Consider the following 15425-nt stretch of genomic DNA (forward strand, 5'->3'; position numbering starts at 1 on the left):
TTGTATATATTTACAATCCTCCAAGGTTAAATAAAAAGGACATTAGAAAGACAAATTAAATTATTAATTGAAGCATTTACAATTCTCCAAGGTTAAATAAAAAGTTAGATCCTGAAATCTTAAAGAGAGTAGACAGGAATATTTACAATTCTCCAAGGTTAAATAAAAAGGTTCTCATCTTTTTCAATCCAATCAGTTATAAGAACATTTACAATTCTCCAAGGTTAAATAAAAAGCTAAGTATATGTTTATATGGAAAAATGCTTTTAATAATTTACAATTCTCCAAGGTTAAATAAAAAGTATTTGGATAATATAAGAGTTATACGCTCAAGTTCAATTTACAATTCTCCAAGGTTAAATAAAAAGAAACAGTATCATTAATGTTCCTCTCATCAAAAGATACATTTACAATTCTCCAAGGTTAAATAAAAAGATGTTATAAAGAAATAAAGAAATTTACAATCCTAAAATTTACAATCCTCCAAGGTTAAATAAAAAGCAAGGACCTACTAAAAATCCGTTGTCTTTCAGAAAGATTTACAATCCTCCAAGGTTAAATAAAAAGTTTAATAAATAAATATAAAGCAGAAATATTAGAAGTATTTACAATCCTCCAAGGTTAAATAAAAAGCACGGAAAAAGAGAAGTTACATATAAATATAACTTCATTTACAATCCTCCAAGGTTAAATAAAAAGATAAATAGTGCTGGTTCTACAGGAACTGCTAGCCCTATTTACAATCCTCCAAGGTTAAATAAAAAGTTCTTTTTCAGAAAGAACCATTTTTCTTCTGAATAAATTTACAATCCTCCAAGGTTAAATAAAAAGATACTGATTACCACCTTTTAATTCATTATCATCATAATTTACAATCCTCCAAGGTTAAATAAAAAGTTGATATATATACGTTATTATACCCCTCACCTCTTAATTTACAATCCTCCAAGGTTAAATAAAAAGGTATTTGTCGGCAACTCAAGTCAAAGAGTTAGACCAGATTTACAATCCTCCAAGGTTAAATAAAAAGTACAAAATATAAAGTTTACCATTTAAAAACTGAAAAATTTACAATCCTCCAAGGTTAAATAAAAAGTTGTAATTCGACTAACACAGCTCAAACTGAAAAAGGATTTACAATCCTCCAAGGATTGTAATTGTTTAATGTAAAACATCATAGTTTCTATCTTTAAAAAACTATGTGTAGGCTACTTGGTGGCTACAATCAAAAAATAGTAACTTTTTCATATATATGACCTCAAAAAAAGCAGGGAAGAAATTCCCTGTTTTTGTTTTAAAAAATATGCTATAATATAAGTACCGAGCCAAGAAAACTTTTTCATGAGTAATTTTCCAAAAGAGCTGCTAATTTATTTAGTAGCTCTTTTAATTTTGTCAAATAAAAAAGACCTTATATTTGATACAAAGTCTTTTACAAACATTTGTTAGTATCTATAAAATCCCATGTGTTTAAATACATAGTTTTTATTGATACTTCCATCAGGCATTGGAGTTTCAACGCATACCCTAGGGCTATAAGCATATAAACAAGGTACAAGAGTTTTTAATGCTACGTATACTGTTGCTGGCGGGAATCCTGCTAGATGTATAGCATCTGCTTTGTATTTAGCTAGAATATTATCACAAACTTCTTTATACGCATCTGGAACTAATTGCCCCCAAAGTTTTTTATCCTCAGCACTCAATTCTACAATTTCATTATACCCTTGTTGATCTAGTTCGTTTGTCTGTTCTACTGTTAATGTATGATTTGATAAATTAAGTATCTTCATTTTTTATTTCCTCCTCTTGTGATTATATAAAGATTATACAATATCCCCTTTACCTTTTTTCTCTAAAAATTACCTTTTTTTTATTTTTAAAGTTCTATTGACTTTTTGAAATAATGTAGTATTATTATATTAACAAGTGATGAACTTGTGCTTTTATATAACCCCATTTAGGATTGTAAATTTCTTTATTTCTTTATAACATTAAAGGGATGAGATAAAAAATTTTATATAACCTTGGAGGACTGAAAGAGACACTTAAAAAGTGTCTTTTTTTTATTTAAAAAAATTTTTTAAAAAAATAAAAAAAGTTCTTGACAATTACGGTACGTAAATGTATAATTAAAATATAAATATGGTACGTAAATAAGGAGGAGTTAAAATGGCAGTAAGAGAAAATGAAGTTATTAAAAACATGGTGGTTTCAAATGTGGAGTATCTAGGATGGATCAATGTTGAAAAAAGAGAATCAACTAATTTTGAGGGAGTTTATAATCAAGTACTTGGATATAGAGAAAATTATTTTGTAACTGCTGAGTACAATGGTAAAACAGTTTATTTCTTAAAATTTGAAGAACTCTTTGATAACAAAAAAACAAAAACTTTCTATATGAGAGCTGATAAAAATCAAAACATCATGCCTTTACAAGGTGAAGATGAATGGTTAGAAAACGATGAGCTATATAATGATAATGTTTGGTATGATTTATAGGAGGAAAAAAATGGAAAAAAAAGATAAAACTATACAATTTAATAGAGCTGGAAACGGCTCTATTACCCCAAGGGTTTCACTTCCAGCTAGTTGGGTTGAAAAATTAGGAGTAACAGAAGAAGATAAAAAAGTTAGTACTTTCCAATTTGAAAATGGTGATATTCTAATAAGCAAAACTTTTAATCAGGAGGGAATTATGCAAGAAGAGTTAATAAAGGAAGCATACAACTTTGGAGTAAAAGCTAAGGAAAGCTTTATAAAACAAAAGAAAAAAGGTAAAATTAATTATTTTATTTTAAATATTCTTAGAGAAACTAAAAATGAAAATGTTGATGTAATGAACTATGTTTTAGAACTATGCTTAGAGTTAAATATAAACAGTGAAGATTTTTTTATAGAAATTATAAAAGGTAATAAGGATTTAGCTCAAGCAATAATTACAGGATTAATGAGTGAATAAAAAAAAGCTGGGGTTTTATCCCCAGTTCTTTTTTTATAATGCTATAATAGATAAATCACTTCTTTTCATTTTCTTTTTAAAATCATCAGTAGTATATACCTTAAAGCTTATATAGTTCTCTCCATCTCTCTCATTTGAGTTTGTAGCAGATTGATTTCCACCAATTGCTATTACATAATCATCATCTTTATAAGCTATCATTGATACATGCCCTGTCCATGTTCTTTTACCGTTTTTATCCCTATTCCTAAATACTAAAACATTTCCAGCCTCTGCATTTTCCAAAGAAACTTTCTCTTTTTTATTCAAGTATACTTCCTGTGCTGATGCTGTTTTATGTTTCAACTTATATCCACTATCTATAAAAGCAGATAGTAGAGATGTAGCACACCAGTTATCCCTTGCTGATAATTTCTGTTTTGGAACTACCTTGTCATGATATTCTTTAACTCTTTTATCCCCAGTCTTAGGATTTACCTCTTTAAGCTCTTTAATGAACCATTTAACAGGTTTTGGTAACTCATCTATATTAGTTAGCTCCTCAACTACTTCCAAAGGTACAACACCTTGTTCAGTGCTTCCTTGAGCATATCTTTTTTTAGCAATGTCAGCAACTATTGCTCTAGCATCATTTTTCTCTTTATTTTCAACACTACTACTTTCTTGTTCTTCAATGTCAAAAGGTTTAAACTCTATATTATCCTTTTCAGATGCTATTATAATAGGCTCTTCATTAAGATAAGGACTTTCTAATATTTGGTACACCTTTTCTTTTATCTCTTTTCTCTTAAGCTCAGGAACATCTTTTATAAAAGATGCTAATTGTTTTTCAGGAACTACTCCAGTTTTATTCATAACTTTATCTAGTACTTTTTTAACTGCTTGATGCTCGTCAGTAGAAATATAATTCAATACTTCATCTTTAAACTTTGGTGATTCAATTTGACTATTTATCTTATTAAGCAGCTCTTTACTATCATTTTTAGGCTGTTCAATCACATTTTCAGTATCTTTAATAACATTTTTAGAGTCTTTAATCACAGATTCTTTATTATCAATAATTTTAACTTCCTCTTTCTTAGGTTGGAAAATTACTTCTTTTTGTTGTCTAATTTGATTAGAACTAGGATTTAAAAGATTATCTACTATATCCAAAGTTTCAATATAAGCTAAGATCCCAGCTTTATTATTTCTTTTTGCTATTCTTTTTTTAATCTCTTTATCATTTTCTCTTATTAGTCTTTGATAACTTTTATAAGCTCCAAGCTCATGGTCCTCAAGCATTGCTCTAAGAAATTCTTTTTTATTTTTACTTCTATTAAACTGTTCCATTAAAATTAAAATTTCTTCCTCATCTCTAATGCCTTTAAATGCTAGTATAGAGTTCAATGTTTTTCTATCTATCTTAGACATTTTAGATAATTGTGAATCTACATCAAGACCTAGTATTTTTAACTGCTTTTCTTTAAACTCTGTTCTCTCATCATTTAAAATTTCTTGAATACATGTTAGTTCTGCATGTTCTTCAACCATTTCAGTTATTCCACTAGCTCCTGCTATAACTACATCTTTATCAATACTTTTATCACAATTCATTAATTCATAAGCTTTATCAGGATTTTTCCTAAAAAATTCTACCCAATTTATAGCCCCACCAAAAGCTTTTTCAATAGGTAATGTACCATCTATCTGATCTATTTTAGCTAATGTTTGGTATTTAGTTTTCCACAACATTCTCTCTGTTTCTGATCCTGTTGTTATGTCACTTGGAATGCTCTTTCCTAATTTAAGATTATCTATCCCTCTAGCTATGAATTCAGGCGATAGAGTAGCCGCAAGGAAGTATAAAACCTTTTCTTCACTTGTTAATGTATTACTAGACATTGCTCTTTTTAGTCTTGCTGATGTCATATCTAAAACCCCACCTAGTGGAGTTCCACCACCAAATAAAATATTTATTCCTGATACGTCCAAAGCAAAGTCTTGAAGTGCATCAGTAACAAATGGAAGCACTGCCCCATCACTAAATAAAGCTTCAAATTTAGCCTCAGCTCTCTCATCTTCTGTACCTCCACTTAATTTACCGTGAGTCCATTTAATTCCTGTATATAATAGAGCTGTTCCAACTGCCGCTTGTGAAAAATCAAATATATTTTTAACATTAATGCCAGAAAAAACCTGTTTATAGTTAGCTAAAAAATCCCCGTTAAAATCAAATCTTTTTCTAATTAATCCATCTTGTCCTTGATAAGTAAAAAGTGCCCTTCCTAATGATTCAACTGCACCTAGTGAATATCTCTTATATAGAAACATCATATCAGATACAAACCCACCATTTTCCATTGTTTCCATAGATTCATAAGCATTAAATTTTCTTCCTAGAATATCTGAAACTTGTTCAAATAAAGATTGAATTTTATAGTCAACTTCATTAGCTGCTCTTTTACCATTCCAAACAAGTTCCATTAATTCACTATCACCCATGCTTTTTAATCTATTTTTTATAGCTATAAGCTCATCTCCATCTAATCCATTAGATTGCAATAGCTTTTTTAAATTCGCTGGTGCCTCATCAATGTTAGGGAATATGTCTTTTAAATAGTTTATAGCGGCATATTCTGAGTTTACAACTCTATGCACATCTGAAATTGATTGCCCTGTACCTGCTATATTTCCTAGTTTAGTCATAAATTTTTGCCCTTGCTTAGCTAATTTAAAGTTTAAAGGCATTTTATCAATATCATTGAAAATTGGATCATTAGCTAATCTATTTTCAACAAATATTTCTGCTCTACGTCTTGCAATAGGATCCTTTATTTTATCCAATGTTAAATTTTTAATATTCCTGTAATTTCTGATTAGCTGTACATTGACTTTGATAGGATCCACAACAGTAGCTTTTAAAAGACTATATCTTTGTTTCCAACCTAGCCCTCTTCCACCTATAACTTGCTTTAAGTTATTAAGTGGAAACTCTCTTATATAGTTAAAGTTTCCTAATAACTTCCAAGAGAATAAAGATTTTATAGTCTGTCTAGCCATAGAGCTAGTCAATTTTTGCTGTTCAGGATCTATCCAAAGATTAGGTTTATATCCACTTTCTACAAAGCTATTGCTAACTATTTCCTTTAATCCTCTTAATTGCCTTTGAAGTTCTGCTCTTACATCACTATCTAAAGCTTTAACTGCTCCTCTTTCAGATTTATAAGTTGTCTTTGAAAACTCTTTTTCATTGTCTGTTAAATCATCTATGATAGTTGTAATTTTATCTAGTTCTAATCTATCCTTAGCAACTGTTGAATAAACATCACTGATAATCTCGTAAGGTTTACGCTCATATCCTTCAAATACCTTAGCATAGTTGTCAAAGCTTCCATCATTTCCCCAACGTTGCCCTATTTGATACTTGCTTTGATAATCCCAAGGACCACCACCTTTTTTACTTTGCTGAGTAGTTGCATTTATTGCATTTCTAAATGCTTGTGCCATTTGCTCTGGATAATCAATTATAGAGTAATTTCTTGTTGCAACTTCCTTTTTAGTTCCATCAAATACAAGCTCTTTTAAAACTACTCCCTCATCACTCCAAGGAAGTCCAACTGATCTAGCCTCATCCTCAGTTAAATCAACTGATTTTCCAACAAACTCTGAGAGCTTATTAATAAAATCATAATCTTTATTTTTATAAGCTTGTGTGATCGCCACCATAACATCCTGCTTATTATATAGAGCATCTAAATAATAAGCATTTTCAATTTGAAGATCCTTTTTACTTCCTGATTTTATTCTTACAGATTCATTTAATTTATTTTTTATTAGCTTAACGAAATTATTATTTCCATCAATCACTATTTTTTCTCTACCTTGTAAAGCTCTTACAAATTGTTGAGGGTCTATCTCCATATTTTTACAATACTTCCAAAGATAGTTACCAAAAGGTTCTAGCATTCCAGTAGCTTTGAAAAGCTCCTCGGCATCTTCTGCTTGAAGTTGTTTCAAGTTCATCATCAAATTTTTGTAAAGTGGTTGTATAGCTCTAATCATCTCACTCTTAGTATCAATATTTGTTCTAGTTCCTATTCCATCTGCTTTATTGTTAAATTTTTCATCTTTATAAATTCTATCTATTTCTTGAACATTTTTTAAAAGCACATGATAATCATCTATAATGCTATGAACATAGTTGTCTTGAGGTTTTCCAAATGTACGTCTATTTAATACTTCTGAGTAATTTTTTAAATCTACAACTTTACTATATCCTAATTTTTTTAAATATTTCCCTGCATCTGTCTCAGCTTTTAAACTTTCTTGAGAAAGTTTGTCCAAAGGTGCAACATCTCCCATTCTATACTTTTCAGCATAAACATTACCTTGCTCATCTATACTAGCCTTAACAAGATAAGTGTCTCCATCCTTTTCAAACATTAGCCTTGCCTCAGATCCTCTATCTACATACTTATTTCTTGTATAAGCAACTTCATCATAAGAGTCTAAACCAACTGTAGATACATATTTTTCTTTTACTTTTTTAGCTCTGACTCTTAAATTCTTTATTTCTTCTTGCTTAACTCCAATCTCTTCTAAAATTAAATTAGAAAGATTTTCTTTCCCATCTGCTGTATAATGTCCGTAATTTGTTTTAACTTCTGTAAATCCTTTGAACATTTCAGCTGGTGAGATTTTATCTCCTTTTATTAACTTATCAATATTATTCATTTCAGGTACTTCATCTAGTAATACAGAATATTCTTGTAACCCTTGTAATTTCTTAGATAACTCTCTATATCTAACAGTATTCACATCTAAATCAAATAACATTTCTCTTATCTTTTTAGTTTCTTTTATTTTCTTGTAAATTGTTTTTTTATCAGTTTCAAAGATCCCAAAGTTTTGAAATATATCTAAAACTGCCCTCTCATCATCAGCAACTCTATCAAAATCAACTGGATTTATCTTTTTGCCAGTTTCTTTATACAGAGGAGTTCCACCTTCAACTGTTGGTATACGTGAGTTAAGAGCTTGGAATCCTGCTGTTGCCACAAGAGTTGTAGCTAATCCTGCAGCATCTTCTTTTCTAAAATCTTCAAAGATATTTCTATTATGTAAACTCCAAGTATCATAAGCATACTCACCCATATTTTCAAGAGCATTAAAAATAAATCCCCCTGTTTTACCAAATAATGTTACTTTATTTAAAGCAACATTGATTGGATCAGCGGCATTAGTGATTCCCATTCCTGCAAAATCAAGAGCAAAGTTTTTTATTGCATTATTACCTTGCTTATATTTATCCATATTGGCATAAGTAGTTAAAGTTCTTTCTCTAATGTCATTAGCGGCTATTTCAAATTCTTCCTCTACTTTTTCACTTCCTAATTTATCACTAACAACTCTCCCTAAGTCTGCTACTTTTCTAACTGTATTATTCCCTGCTATTCTTAAATTAGCATCTAAATACTCAAAAACATTTTTAGGCTCATTGTACTGATAGTAATTAAGCCAGTTTATATTTTTATTTTTTTCATTGTTAGAACTCATACATATCACCATCATCCTTTATTTCAGTTGTAGTTTCTGTTTCTTCTATCTGATTTGCTACAATTCTATTTATATTAAAGTTTTCTGCTTTTACAGGAACATAATTATATTTAACAGGTGCAACTCCAAGTTCATTTATATATTTCAATTTTTCTTTTAAATTATCATAATTCTCATCATCTTTTAAAAAAACTTGAATTACAGCACTTGGATTTAATTTTAAGCTTTTCTCATCTAAAATAGCATCTTCTAAATATAGTCCATAAATATAACTATTTAATGCTTGTTTTGCTTTTTCTGTTCCACCTAATGTTTGAAGTAAACTATCATATCTTTTTTTAGATTTTTTATTGAAAAAACTTTCTTTAACTTCTCCATCAAATTCAAATTCTTTCCCTTTATTTAATTTTTCTTGAACATCAAAATAGTTGTTGTCCTCTTCTCCCTTTAATAAAACAGTTGGATTTATTCTTAATTCTTTCCCAAGATGCTTTAAAACTCCGTTTCTTATTTCAATATTATCTCCAGCTACACCATTGGCATAATTATAAACAGCCTCTCTTATTGCAGAATTATTGGTATAACCATTGCTTTTATAAGTTTGAATGTCTTGCTTTACTTGATTAATATCTTCCTTTGCTATAATTTTACCTACTGAGTTATCATCAGCATTCCCAAGAACTTCCATATCTACACCATAGATTGTTTTAAGAGTGTAGTTGTCATTAACCATTTCATCAGTAGTATATTCTATTCCTGTTAATTCTTTAGCTAGTTTATAAGAGTCTCCACTTTTTATATATCTTCTTATTTTATTTTCTGTATTTAACAGTTGTTTTACATTTCTTTCTTTTGCTTTTGTATTCAATTCCATTTTTGTTAGTTCTCTAGTAGAAAAATTTTTAACATTATCATAAACATCATTTATTCTACTTTTAAAGAACTCTACTGATGTTTTAAACTCTTCATCAGTTTTGCTATATTTTATTTGTGATGCATAACTCTCAGCCATCTTAGTGAGTAAATTATCATTTTTTACCACACTCAATAAGTTATTTATCTTAGCTCTTTTCTGATCCAAGTTCATGCTTGAGTTAACTATCTCATTAATAGCCTTGTTAAACCTTCCCTCTTCCATTCTCATTACTCTCTCAGACACTAGCAATGATACCTCTGAGTCTGTCATCCCAGTTAATTTCTGTAAGTTGTCTGCCATATCTGTGAAGTCTTGAATTGCTAGTTCTGCACCTTTGACATCATTTAAAGATAAATCTGAACTAATTGCTACTCTTCTATCCATGTTAGCAATAATGTCATCAACTTGTTTTTCAATAACTACACCATTTCTTTTACTCATCATATCAACTAGAGTGAGTTCATCATTATTCCTTATTCTTCTAGCCATTAACTTTTTTTCATCAGCAGTTAAGTACTCACTCTTTAAAATCCTGCTCTCTTTCTCTCTTCTAATAGTTTCAAATTGTGTTAAAGCATTTCTATATCTTTCCTCATCTTTATAGAGAAGTGGGTCTGACAACACTTCTTTTTTAAACTGTAAGTCTTGTTCTTCTGCTGATAATAATAAATTTTGCTTTTCATTTTGTATTTTAGCCTCATCAGCTTTTTTTCCAATTTCTTCAAGAGCTGACAACATAGCAGCTCCTGATCCTCTATCTAGTAGATACTGACTTTGAGTATCTACATGAATACCTACTAAATTAGCCCCTGTTCTTTTATCTGCAACATATTGCTTTATAAAATTGTTTGCCATTTATTCCCTCCTACCATTTGAATTTATTTCCAGTTCCTGAAAATGTGTAGTTTCCTAGTGTCAAATTAGTATTACCAAATCCTGTACTTCCACCACTATTCCCTGTATTTAAAGTTAATTTATTATATAGTTGAGGGGCTTTAAATGTTTCTACTCCAAAGTTGCTAACTTCATTCCCTCCACCTGCAACAGATCCTCCACTTGCTCCATTTGCTCCTGCCGCATTCTCTGCTATTTTAGTTATACCTTCCATAATCATAGAATTAGCTTGTTGATCTGCTCTGATTTTATTTTTATTTATTCCTGAAATAGTAGAACTAAAATCAGTTCCTACTTGGTACATCTGCATGCTCATTTGATTTGATAACTCACTAATAGAAAAGCTTTGATGATCTATCATAGCTAATATATTTTCTTGCACTTCATTTTCCAACATCTTCTTTGAATCATCTTTGAAACTATCATTTTCTTTATCAATATTTTTTCTTTCTCCTAGCTGTATATTTAAGTTTGAAGATGCTTTCTCCATAGTGTCAATTAAATCTGCTCTCTGAGTTGCAAATCCTTTTAAAATACCTTCTAAGTTAGTTTTATAAGCTCTTTCTACTTCTTTTTTATTAACTTCAAATTGAATCTTTGCCGCTTCTCTTTCTTGCTTAGCTATATATTTAGAAGATTTTTTATTATTTATTCCATTTAAAATTAAAGATGCTCCAGCAGTAATTCCTATTATTGTTCCTGCTCCTATCATTTTAGCCTCCTTTTCTCCTAGTCAGATGCAATTTTAACCTTAGTATCTATCCCTAGAATTTCTAATACTTTATTATTTTCATTACTTAAAATTCTTATAGCATATCCATTATTCACTCTCTCAGATTGCTCACATTTGTAAGTACTGAAAAGATCATCATAAGCTTTATTTTGTAGAGGTGTATTAAAGATATATACCCCTTTAACAGCCTCTCTATCTTCATTCAATAGTTTCATGAATACTCTTTGAATTGTAGATGCATAATCATTGCTATAACTTCCACCCTTGCTTGTTTGCATATGTGGAGGATTTAGTTTTAAAACTGCCTCTGAGTAATTTAGTTCTGACTTTTCTAATATTGCATTATTGCAAATAAAATTCTCTCTATATCCAAATAACTCATTTGATGCATCAATGTCTAATGATGTCCTTCTAAATTGGTTATAATCTAAAGACTCATATAAATAGATCTCTTTTTTATTTAAGTTAGTTGCTATTAGTACTGTTCTACCTTCAATTGTTATTTTAGTTAATGCCCCCATTTTTCTAGTAATGTCATATTTTTCAGCATCATAAGTGCTATAACTTTCATAACCAAACGAGTTTGGAACTGCTTGCACACACTTCAATTTATTTTCCACTGTTAAATAAAAGAAATTATCCCCTACTAATTCACATTCATAACTACAAGGAACTTCTCCAGCTATAAATACACTGTAGTTACTATGAGTTAAAACTTTGCTGTATGAAATAACATACACTCCTTTATCAGTTGCAACATATAAAGCATTCCCTACCTTGCTTCTAAGAATGTTAGGTTTTTGATTATTGATTGGAGTAGGTTTAAAATAGAAAGGATCATCAGAATTTATTCCATTTCTAAAGTCAAAAAAGTTATCTTTTCTAGAAAAATAAAAAGTGTTATCTTTTATGATATAAAGCCTGTCCGAAAGCACTCCAACATCAGTAAAATTACTTTTTAACTCTTGTAATTTTCCATATACAAGGTCACCATTTATGTTTTTGATATTCATATTAGTAAAATAGCCACTTCCATATACTGAGTCATTTACCTCATCAGAAAAGGAAACGTTAGTATTGCCTAAAATATAGCTCTTATTATCCTCATTTTTGTTAAATCTATACAAAATTCCAAACATTAACCCCTCAGCTGGATCTTTAATGTCATCTTTATCAATAGAAGATTTATATTGTTTGTACACTCTTGCTAATTTCAAACCTGTTTCATACAAATATATCCCATCTTCTTTACTCTCTAACTTTGGATTTGTATAAGTACTAAGCATTGCAACTCTTAATTCGCTTCCAACTTTATAAACTTTATACACATCCAACTTTACATCATCTTTTTCAACAACTGGATATTCAAGTAATGATAAAAAATTACTCTGCCCAATGTTTCCTGTCTCAGCATTAAACTCAAAGACTTGAGGAGCAGAGGAACAGATTATTAAACTATCATCAAACATTTTCACATTTGTATTTTTAGCTATAGCTTTATTAAGATTGTGTTGCAGACTGTATAGGACTGTGTAATCTTCTTTATTTAGTGTGTAGACGTGTGTAGAGGTAACAACTATAAAGAAATTATATCTAGTGTCTAAAACCTCTATTATATCGCCTACAGGGATATTCTTCTTTATATACTTTTTAGCAAACTTTAAGTTTCCAAGTTCTGTAATTATAAAGTTTCTTATCTCTCTTGCTGACTGCTGATATATTTCAGACTCTCTTATTCCATTTAATCTTTCTCCAACTTCTCCATAAATGAAAAAGTTATTTCTATATATCATCTCATTAGCCATTATTTACCCCCATGGATTGTAATTAAAACCTTGTTGATTTATAATTTTACTTCTCTCTTTATACTCATCTTGTGAAAAAAGCTGGAATCTGTCTTGATATGCATTAAATGCAAGGCACATATCTTTACATAAAGATGCAACCATGTAATCAAATAGCTTGTCAGGATATTCTTTAACATCTATCTTTCTACAATATTGAATATTCAATTCACTTGATGAAGAATAAATAAACTCATTTTCTTCTCTATAATCATTATCAGCTCTTATTATATTTAAGCAGTCAACTGGAATATTGAATCTATTTTCTCTCATATCATTAGTTCCTGTACTTGTTAGTTTTGTAGTTACTGAGTTAAATAAAAAGGCTGTCTGTTTTGCCATATTATCAACAATCTTATCTAGCAAAGCTACTGCTGTAGTATACTCATCTGATTTATTATCATTGTATGCATTATTCTTTCCTAATCTGAAAAAAGCTGTTTTTATAACTTCCCCTTTATCAATCATTTTTTAGATCCTCCTTTCAAAAATGCACCCAAACAGGTGCATCTTCTACTTTTTATTTTTACTTTCTTGATACTGCTCTAACATATTTTTTAATTTTTCAGGAATTGGTATTCCACATATACTTGCATTTTCTAAGATAGAAAGCCCTTCATCGCTTAGTAGAACCCCTATTGTTAGAGTTCTAAGAGCAAATTTGTTATCAAATAATAAGTCTATCTGATGAGCTAGTACAATAAGTGCTATCATTACCATCTTTTTTAGAAGCCCTTTAAACCCTTGCTTACTATTAGCTTTCTCTATAATAAAAGCTTTAGCTACACCAGTAAAATAATCTACTGTCATTAGTATAAATAAGACTTCAAGCATTTCATCAATGCCACCTATCACATAAAAAAACAGACTTATTAAAGCTCCTATGATTAAAACTATTTTATTTCCTATGATAGAAAATACATCTACTAATATTTGAATCACCTCGTCAAATGTCATCATTCCCTCCTAGCTGAATAGATAGTTAATAAACTTATCAAATACATTAAACCAATAGCTTGTGATAGCTAGACTTGGGAATAAAGATGCAAGGACACACATTAAGAATACTCCGAAGAGTATCATAGATATAGTTTGTGCAAATATATCTATCTTTTGTTTTTGAAGTTCTTGCTCCTTTTCTCCATTTTTAGATTTTTTTAGGACTATATCTAAACCTTTAGTAAATAGCCCTATTAATTTAGCCCACATTATCATCACTCCATTAACTCAAAGTGTCCACCATCATATGATCCTCGCTCGATCTCATCATCATATCTATCATTCATATTCCAGTCACCACCCCATCTTGCTTTTATTCCTAGTTCCTTAGCAACTGCTTTTAATACATTAGCAACCTTTTCAAAGTCTTTTAAGTTTTCCCAACCATGAAAAGGATAAGGTATAAAGTCAAATGCCTTACTTGGATTTAAGCAATGCTTAGATTTATTAGTCCATGAAGTGCCTTTTTTTCTGTTTTCTTCTGCCTCTTCCTGTGTTCTCATCCCATCTATCACTGTAAAATCTATTCTTTTTATAGCCTCTTTAGCTATTCTTTGAAGTCTATCATCACACTCAGAAAGATTTTTTAAACTTCTTTTGCTGAATTTATACATTTAATCACTCTCCTTATTTGTAAAATAAAACCTTTCCTACATAAAACATTCCACTACTAGGAACTATATAATTTCCACTTTTACTGAATGTTAATGAGTTTCTTTCAGTAGCTCTAAATGATTTTCCGTCATTAGACTCTAGTCCGTAATAAGGTCCAAAAGTTAAAACACAAAAATTATAATCCAATAAGTCATCAGGGATTTTCCATTTTTGTGCTGTTCCAGTATAGGTAACAATTCTATATGTTCCTCTACCCTCTAAGGCTGTTATCCTACTATTCAAATCACTCATTTTAATTGGAGTAACTCTTCCAGTACCTTCTAATGTTCTTACTTTCTCGTTGATTCCATTCAAAGTGGTAGCCATTAAAACCACCACCCTTTTTTATTTTTTAGGAGATTATAGCTCCCCCCCCCCCGTTTAATTTTTTGTTAGGTTTTAACATATTTACATCACCTCATTAAAACATTTAACATCTGATATTTCATTTATCTTTGATATAAAGTCTTGTTTATTTAACTTTACATTAGGACTACTTGCTTTTAATTGTGCCTCTACTGTGAATATAGCTTGTACAAATGTTGCTCCATCTATTCTTAACTTTTTAAGTTCATCTAAAGACATCTCTACTACATCGTTATCATTAAAACTCCAATGTGTAACAGGCACTGTGGAATAAGGTTGTGCGTCCTCGTTTGCTGCTATTGCATTACCAAGTAAAGCCAAATCTTTTTCACGACATTTTTGCTGATGTCCATTAAAATCAAATCCTATTTCCAATATTTCAGCTTTATAAGTGTTAATTTTATTAAAATAATATTCTTTTAACTCTTCATCAGTTGCTCCATCTTCCCAAGTTTTAAGTTCTTTATTCCATTTAGGAACTACTAAATCAATAGGCATAACAACTGATTTTATCTCTTC

13 protein-coding genes and 1 CRISPR repeat array are annotated in these 15425 nt (G+C 29.9%); of the genes, 2 read left to right on the forward strand and 11 right to left on the reverse strand.

Going from position 1 to position 15425, the window contains the following annotated elements; genetic code table 11:
* Positions 1 to 8: 8 nt before the first annotated feature.
* Positions 9 to 1098: a CRISPR direct-repeat array (repeat unit 20 nt; unit sequence CTCCAAGGTTAAATAAAAAG).
* 347 nt (positions 1099 to 1445) lie between these two features.
* On the reverse strand, positions 1446 to 1793 hold the full coding sequence (locus tag I6E31_06225) for a hypothetical protein (protein MCF2639569.1): 348 nt from the start codon (positions 1791 to 1793) through the stop codon (positions 1446 to 1448).
* Between the two features lie 379 nt (positions 1794 to 2172).
* On the opposite strand from I6E31_06225, the gene I6E31_06230 reads away from it, so the two are divergent.
* Positions 2173 to 2502, forward strand: coding sequence for a hypothetical protein (locus I6E31_06230; GenBank protein MCF2639570.1), 330 nt, complete (start codon positions 2173 to 2175; stop codon positions 2500 to 2502).
* 10 nt (positions 2503 to 2512) lie between these two features.
* On the forward strand, positions 2513 to 2962 hold the full coding sequence (locus tag I6E31_06235) for a hypothetical protein (protein ID MCF2639571.1): 450 nt from the start codon (positions 2513 to 2515) through the stop codon (positions 2960 to 2962).
* A gap of 33 nt (positions 2963 to 2995) precedes the next feature.
* Here I6E31_06235 and I6E31_06240 read toward each other — a convergent pair whose 3' ends face one another.
* The 10 genes from I6E31_06240 to I6E31_06285 all read right to left on the reverse strand — a co-directional run.
* On the reverse strand, positions 2996 to 8500 hold the full coding sequence (locus I6E31_06240; protein ID MCF2639572.1) for a hypothetical protein: 5505 nt from the start codon (positions 8498 to 8500) through the stop codon (positions 2996 to 2998).
* On the reverse strand, positions 8490 to 10271 hold the full coding sequence (locus I6E31_06245; protein ID MCF2639573.1) for a hypothetical protein: 1782 nt from the start codon (positions 10269 to 10271) through the stop codon (positions 8490 to 8492). Before I6E31_06245 ends, I6E31_06240 begins: the two co-directional genes overlap by 11 nt.
* A 10-nt stretch (positions 10272 to 10281) precedes the next feature.
* On the reverse strand, positions 10282 to 11022 hold the full coding sequence (locus I6E31_06250) for a hypothetical protein (protein ID MCF2639574.1): 741 nt from the start codon (positions 11020 to 11022) through the stop codon (positions 10282 to 10284).
* 17 nt (positions 11023 to 11039) lie between these two features.
* Positions 11040 to 12848, reverse strand: a complete 1809-nt coding sequence (locus tag I6E31_06255) for a hypothetical protein (GenBank protein ID MCF2639575.1) — start codon at positions 12846 to 12848, stop codon at positions 11040 to 11042.
* Between the two features lie 3 nt (positions 12849 to 12851).
* Positions 12852 to 13355 carry a hypothetical protein gene (locus I6E31_06260; GenBank protein MCF2639576.1) on the reverse strand — a complete coding sequence of 168 codons (504 nt, stop codon included), beginning with the start codon at positions 13353 to 13355 and terminating at the stop codon, positions 12852 to 12854.
* A 45-nt stretch (positions 13356 to 13400) separates the two neighbouring features.
* Positions 13401 to 13844 carry a phage holin family protein gene (locus I6E31_06265; GenBank protein MCF2639577.1) on the reverse strand — a complete coding sequence of 148 codons (444 nt, stop codon included), beginning with the start codon at positions 13842 to 13844 and terminating at the stop codon, positions 13401 to 13403.
* A gap of 9 nt (positions 13845 to 13853) precedes the next feature.
* Positions 13854 to 14096, reverse strand: a complete 243-nt coding sequence (locus tag I6E31_06270) for a hypothetical protein (protein ID MCF2639578.1) — start codon at positions 14094 to 14096, stop codon at positions 13854 to 13856.
* Positions 14097 to 14101: 5 nt separating this feature from the next.
* Entirely contained in the window at positions 14102 to 14500 is a 399-nt protein-coding gene (locus I6E31_06275; GenBank protein ID MCF2639579.1) for a M15 family metallopeptidase, read from the reverse strand.
* A 13-nt stretch (positions 14501 to 14513) separates the two neighbouring features.
* Entirely contained in the window at positions 14514 to 14867 is a 354-nt protein-coding gene (locus I6E31_06280) for a hypothetical protein (protein ID MCF2639580.1), read from the reverse strand.
* 81 nt (positions 14868 to 14948) lie between these two features.
* On the reverse strand, positions 14949 to 15425 hold a 477-nt coding region (locus I6E31_06285; protein MCF2639581.1), incomplete at its 5' end, for a DUF4376 domain-containing protein.

This window comes from Fusobacterium varium (genome assembly GCA_021531615.1).
GTDB classification, from domain to species: domain Bacteria; phylum Fusobacteriota; class Fusobacteriia; order Fusobacteriales; family Fusobacteriaceae; genus Fusobacterium_A; species Fusobacterium_A varium_C.

What these genes read in the sequence shown, in the direction of transcription:
- I6E31_06225 (MCF2639569.1), bottom strand. Translation starts at nt 1,793, where the DNA reads ATGAAGATACTTAATTTATCAAATCATACATTAACAGTAGAACAGACA.
- I6E31_06230 (MCF2639570.1), top strand. Translation starts at nt 2,173, where the DNA reads ATGGCAGTAAGAGAAAATGAAGTTATTAAAAACATGGTGGTTTCAAAT.
- I6E31_06235 (MCF2639571.1), top strand. Translation starts at nt 2,513, where the DNA reads ATGGAAAAAAAAGATAAAACTATACAATTTAATAGAGCTGGAAACGGC.
- I6E31_06240 (MCF2639572.1), bottom strand. Translation starts at nt 8,500, where the DNA reads ATGAGTTCTAACAATGAAAAAAATAAAAATATAAACTGGCTTAATTAC.
- I6E31_06245 (MCF2639573.1), bottom strand. Translation starts at nt 10,271, where the DNA reads ATGGCAAACAATTTTATAAAGCAATATGTTGCAGATAAAAGAACAGGG.
- I6E31_06250 (MCF2639574.1), bottom strand. Translation starts at nt 11,022, where the DNA reads ATGATAGGAGCAGGAACAATAATAGGAATTACTGCTGGAGCATCTTTA.
- I6E31_06255 (MCF2639575.1), bottom strand. Translation starts at nt 12,848, where the DNA reads ATGGCTAATGAGATGATATATAGAAATAACTTTTTCATTTATGGAGAA.
- I6E31_06260 (MCF2639576.1), bottom strand. Translation starts at nt 13,355, where the DNA reads ATGATTGATAAAGGGGAAGTTATAAAAACAGCTTTTTTCAGATTAGGA.
- I6E31_06265 (MCF2639577.1), bottom strand. Translation starts at nt 13,844, where the DNA reads ATGACATTTGACGAGGTGATTCAAATATTAGTAGATGTATTTTCTATC.
- I6E31_06270 (MCF2639578.1), bottom strand. Translation starts at nt 14,096, where the DNA reads ATGTGGGCTAAATTAATAGGGCTATTTACTAAAGGTTTAGATATAGTC.
- I6E31_06275 (MCF2639579.1), bottom strand. Translation starts at nt 14,500, where the DNA reads ATGTATAAATTCAGCAAAAGAAGTTTAAAAAATCTTTCTGAGTGTGAT.
- I6E31_06280 (MCF2639580.1), bottom strand. Translation starts at nt 14,867, where the DNA reads ATGGCTACCACTTTGAATGGAATCAACGAGAAAGTAAGAACATTAGAA.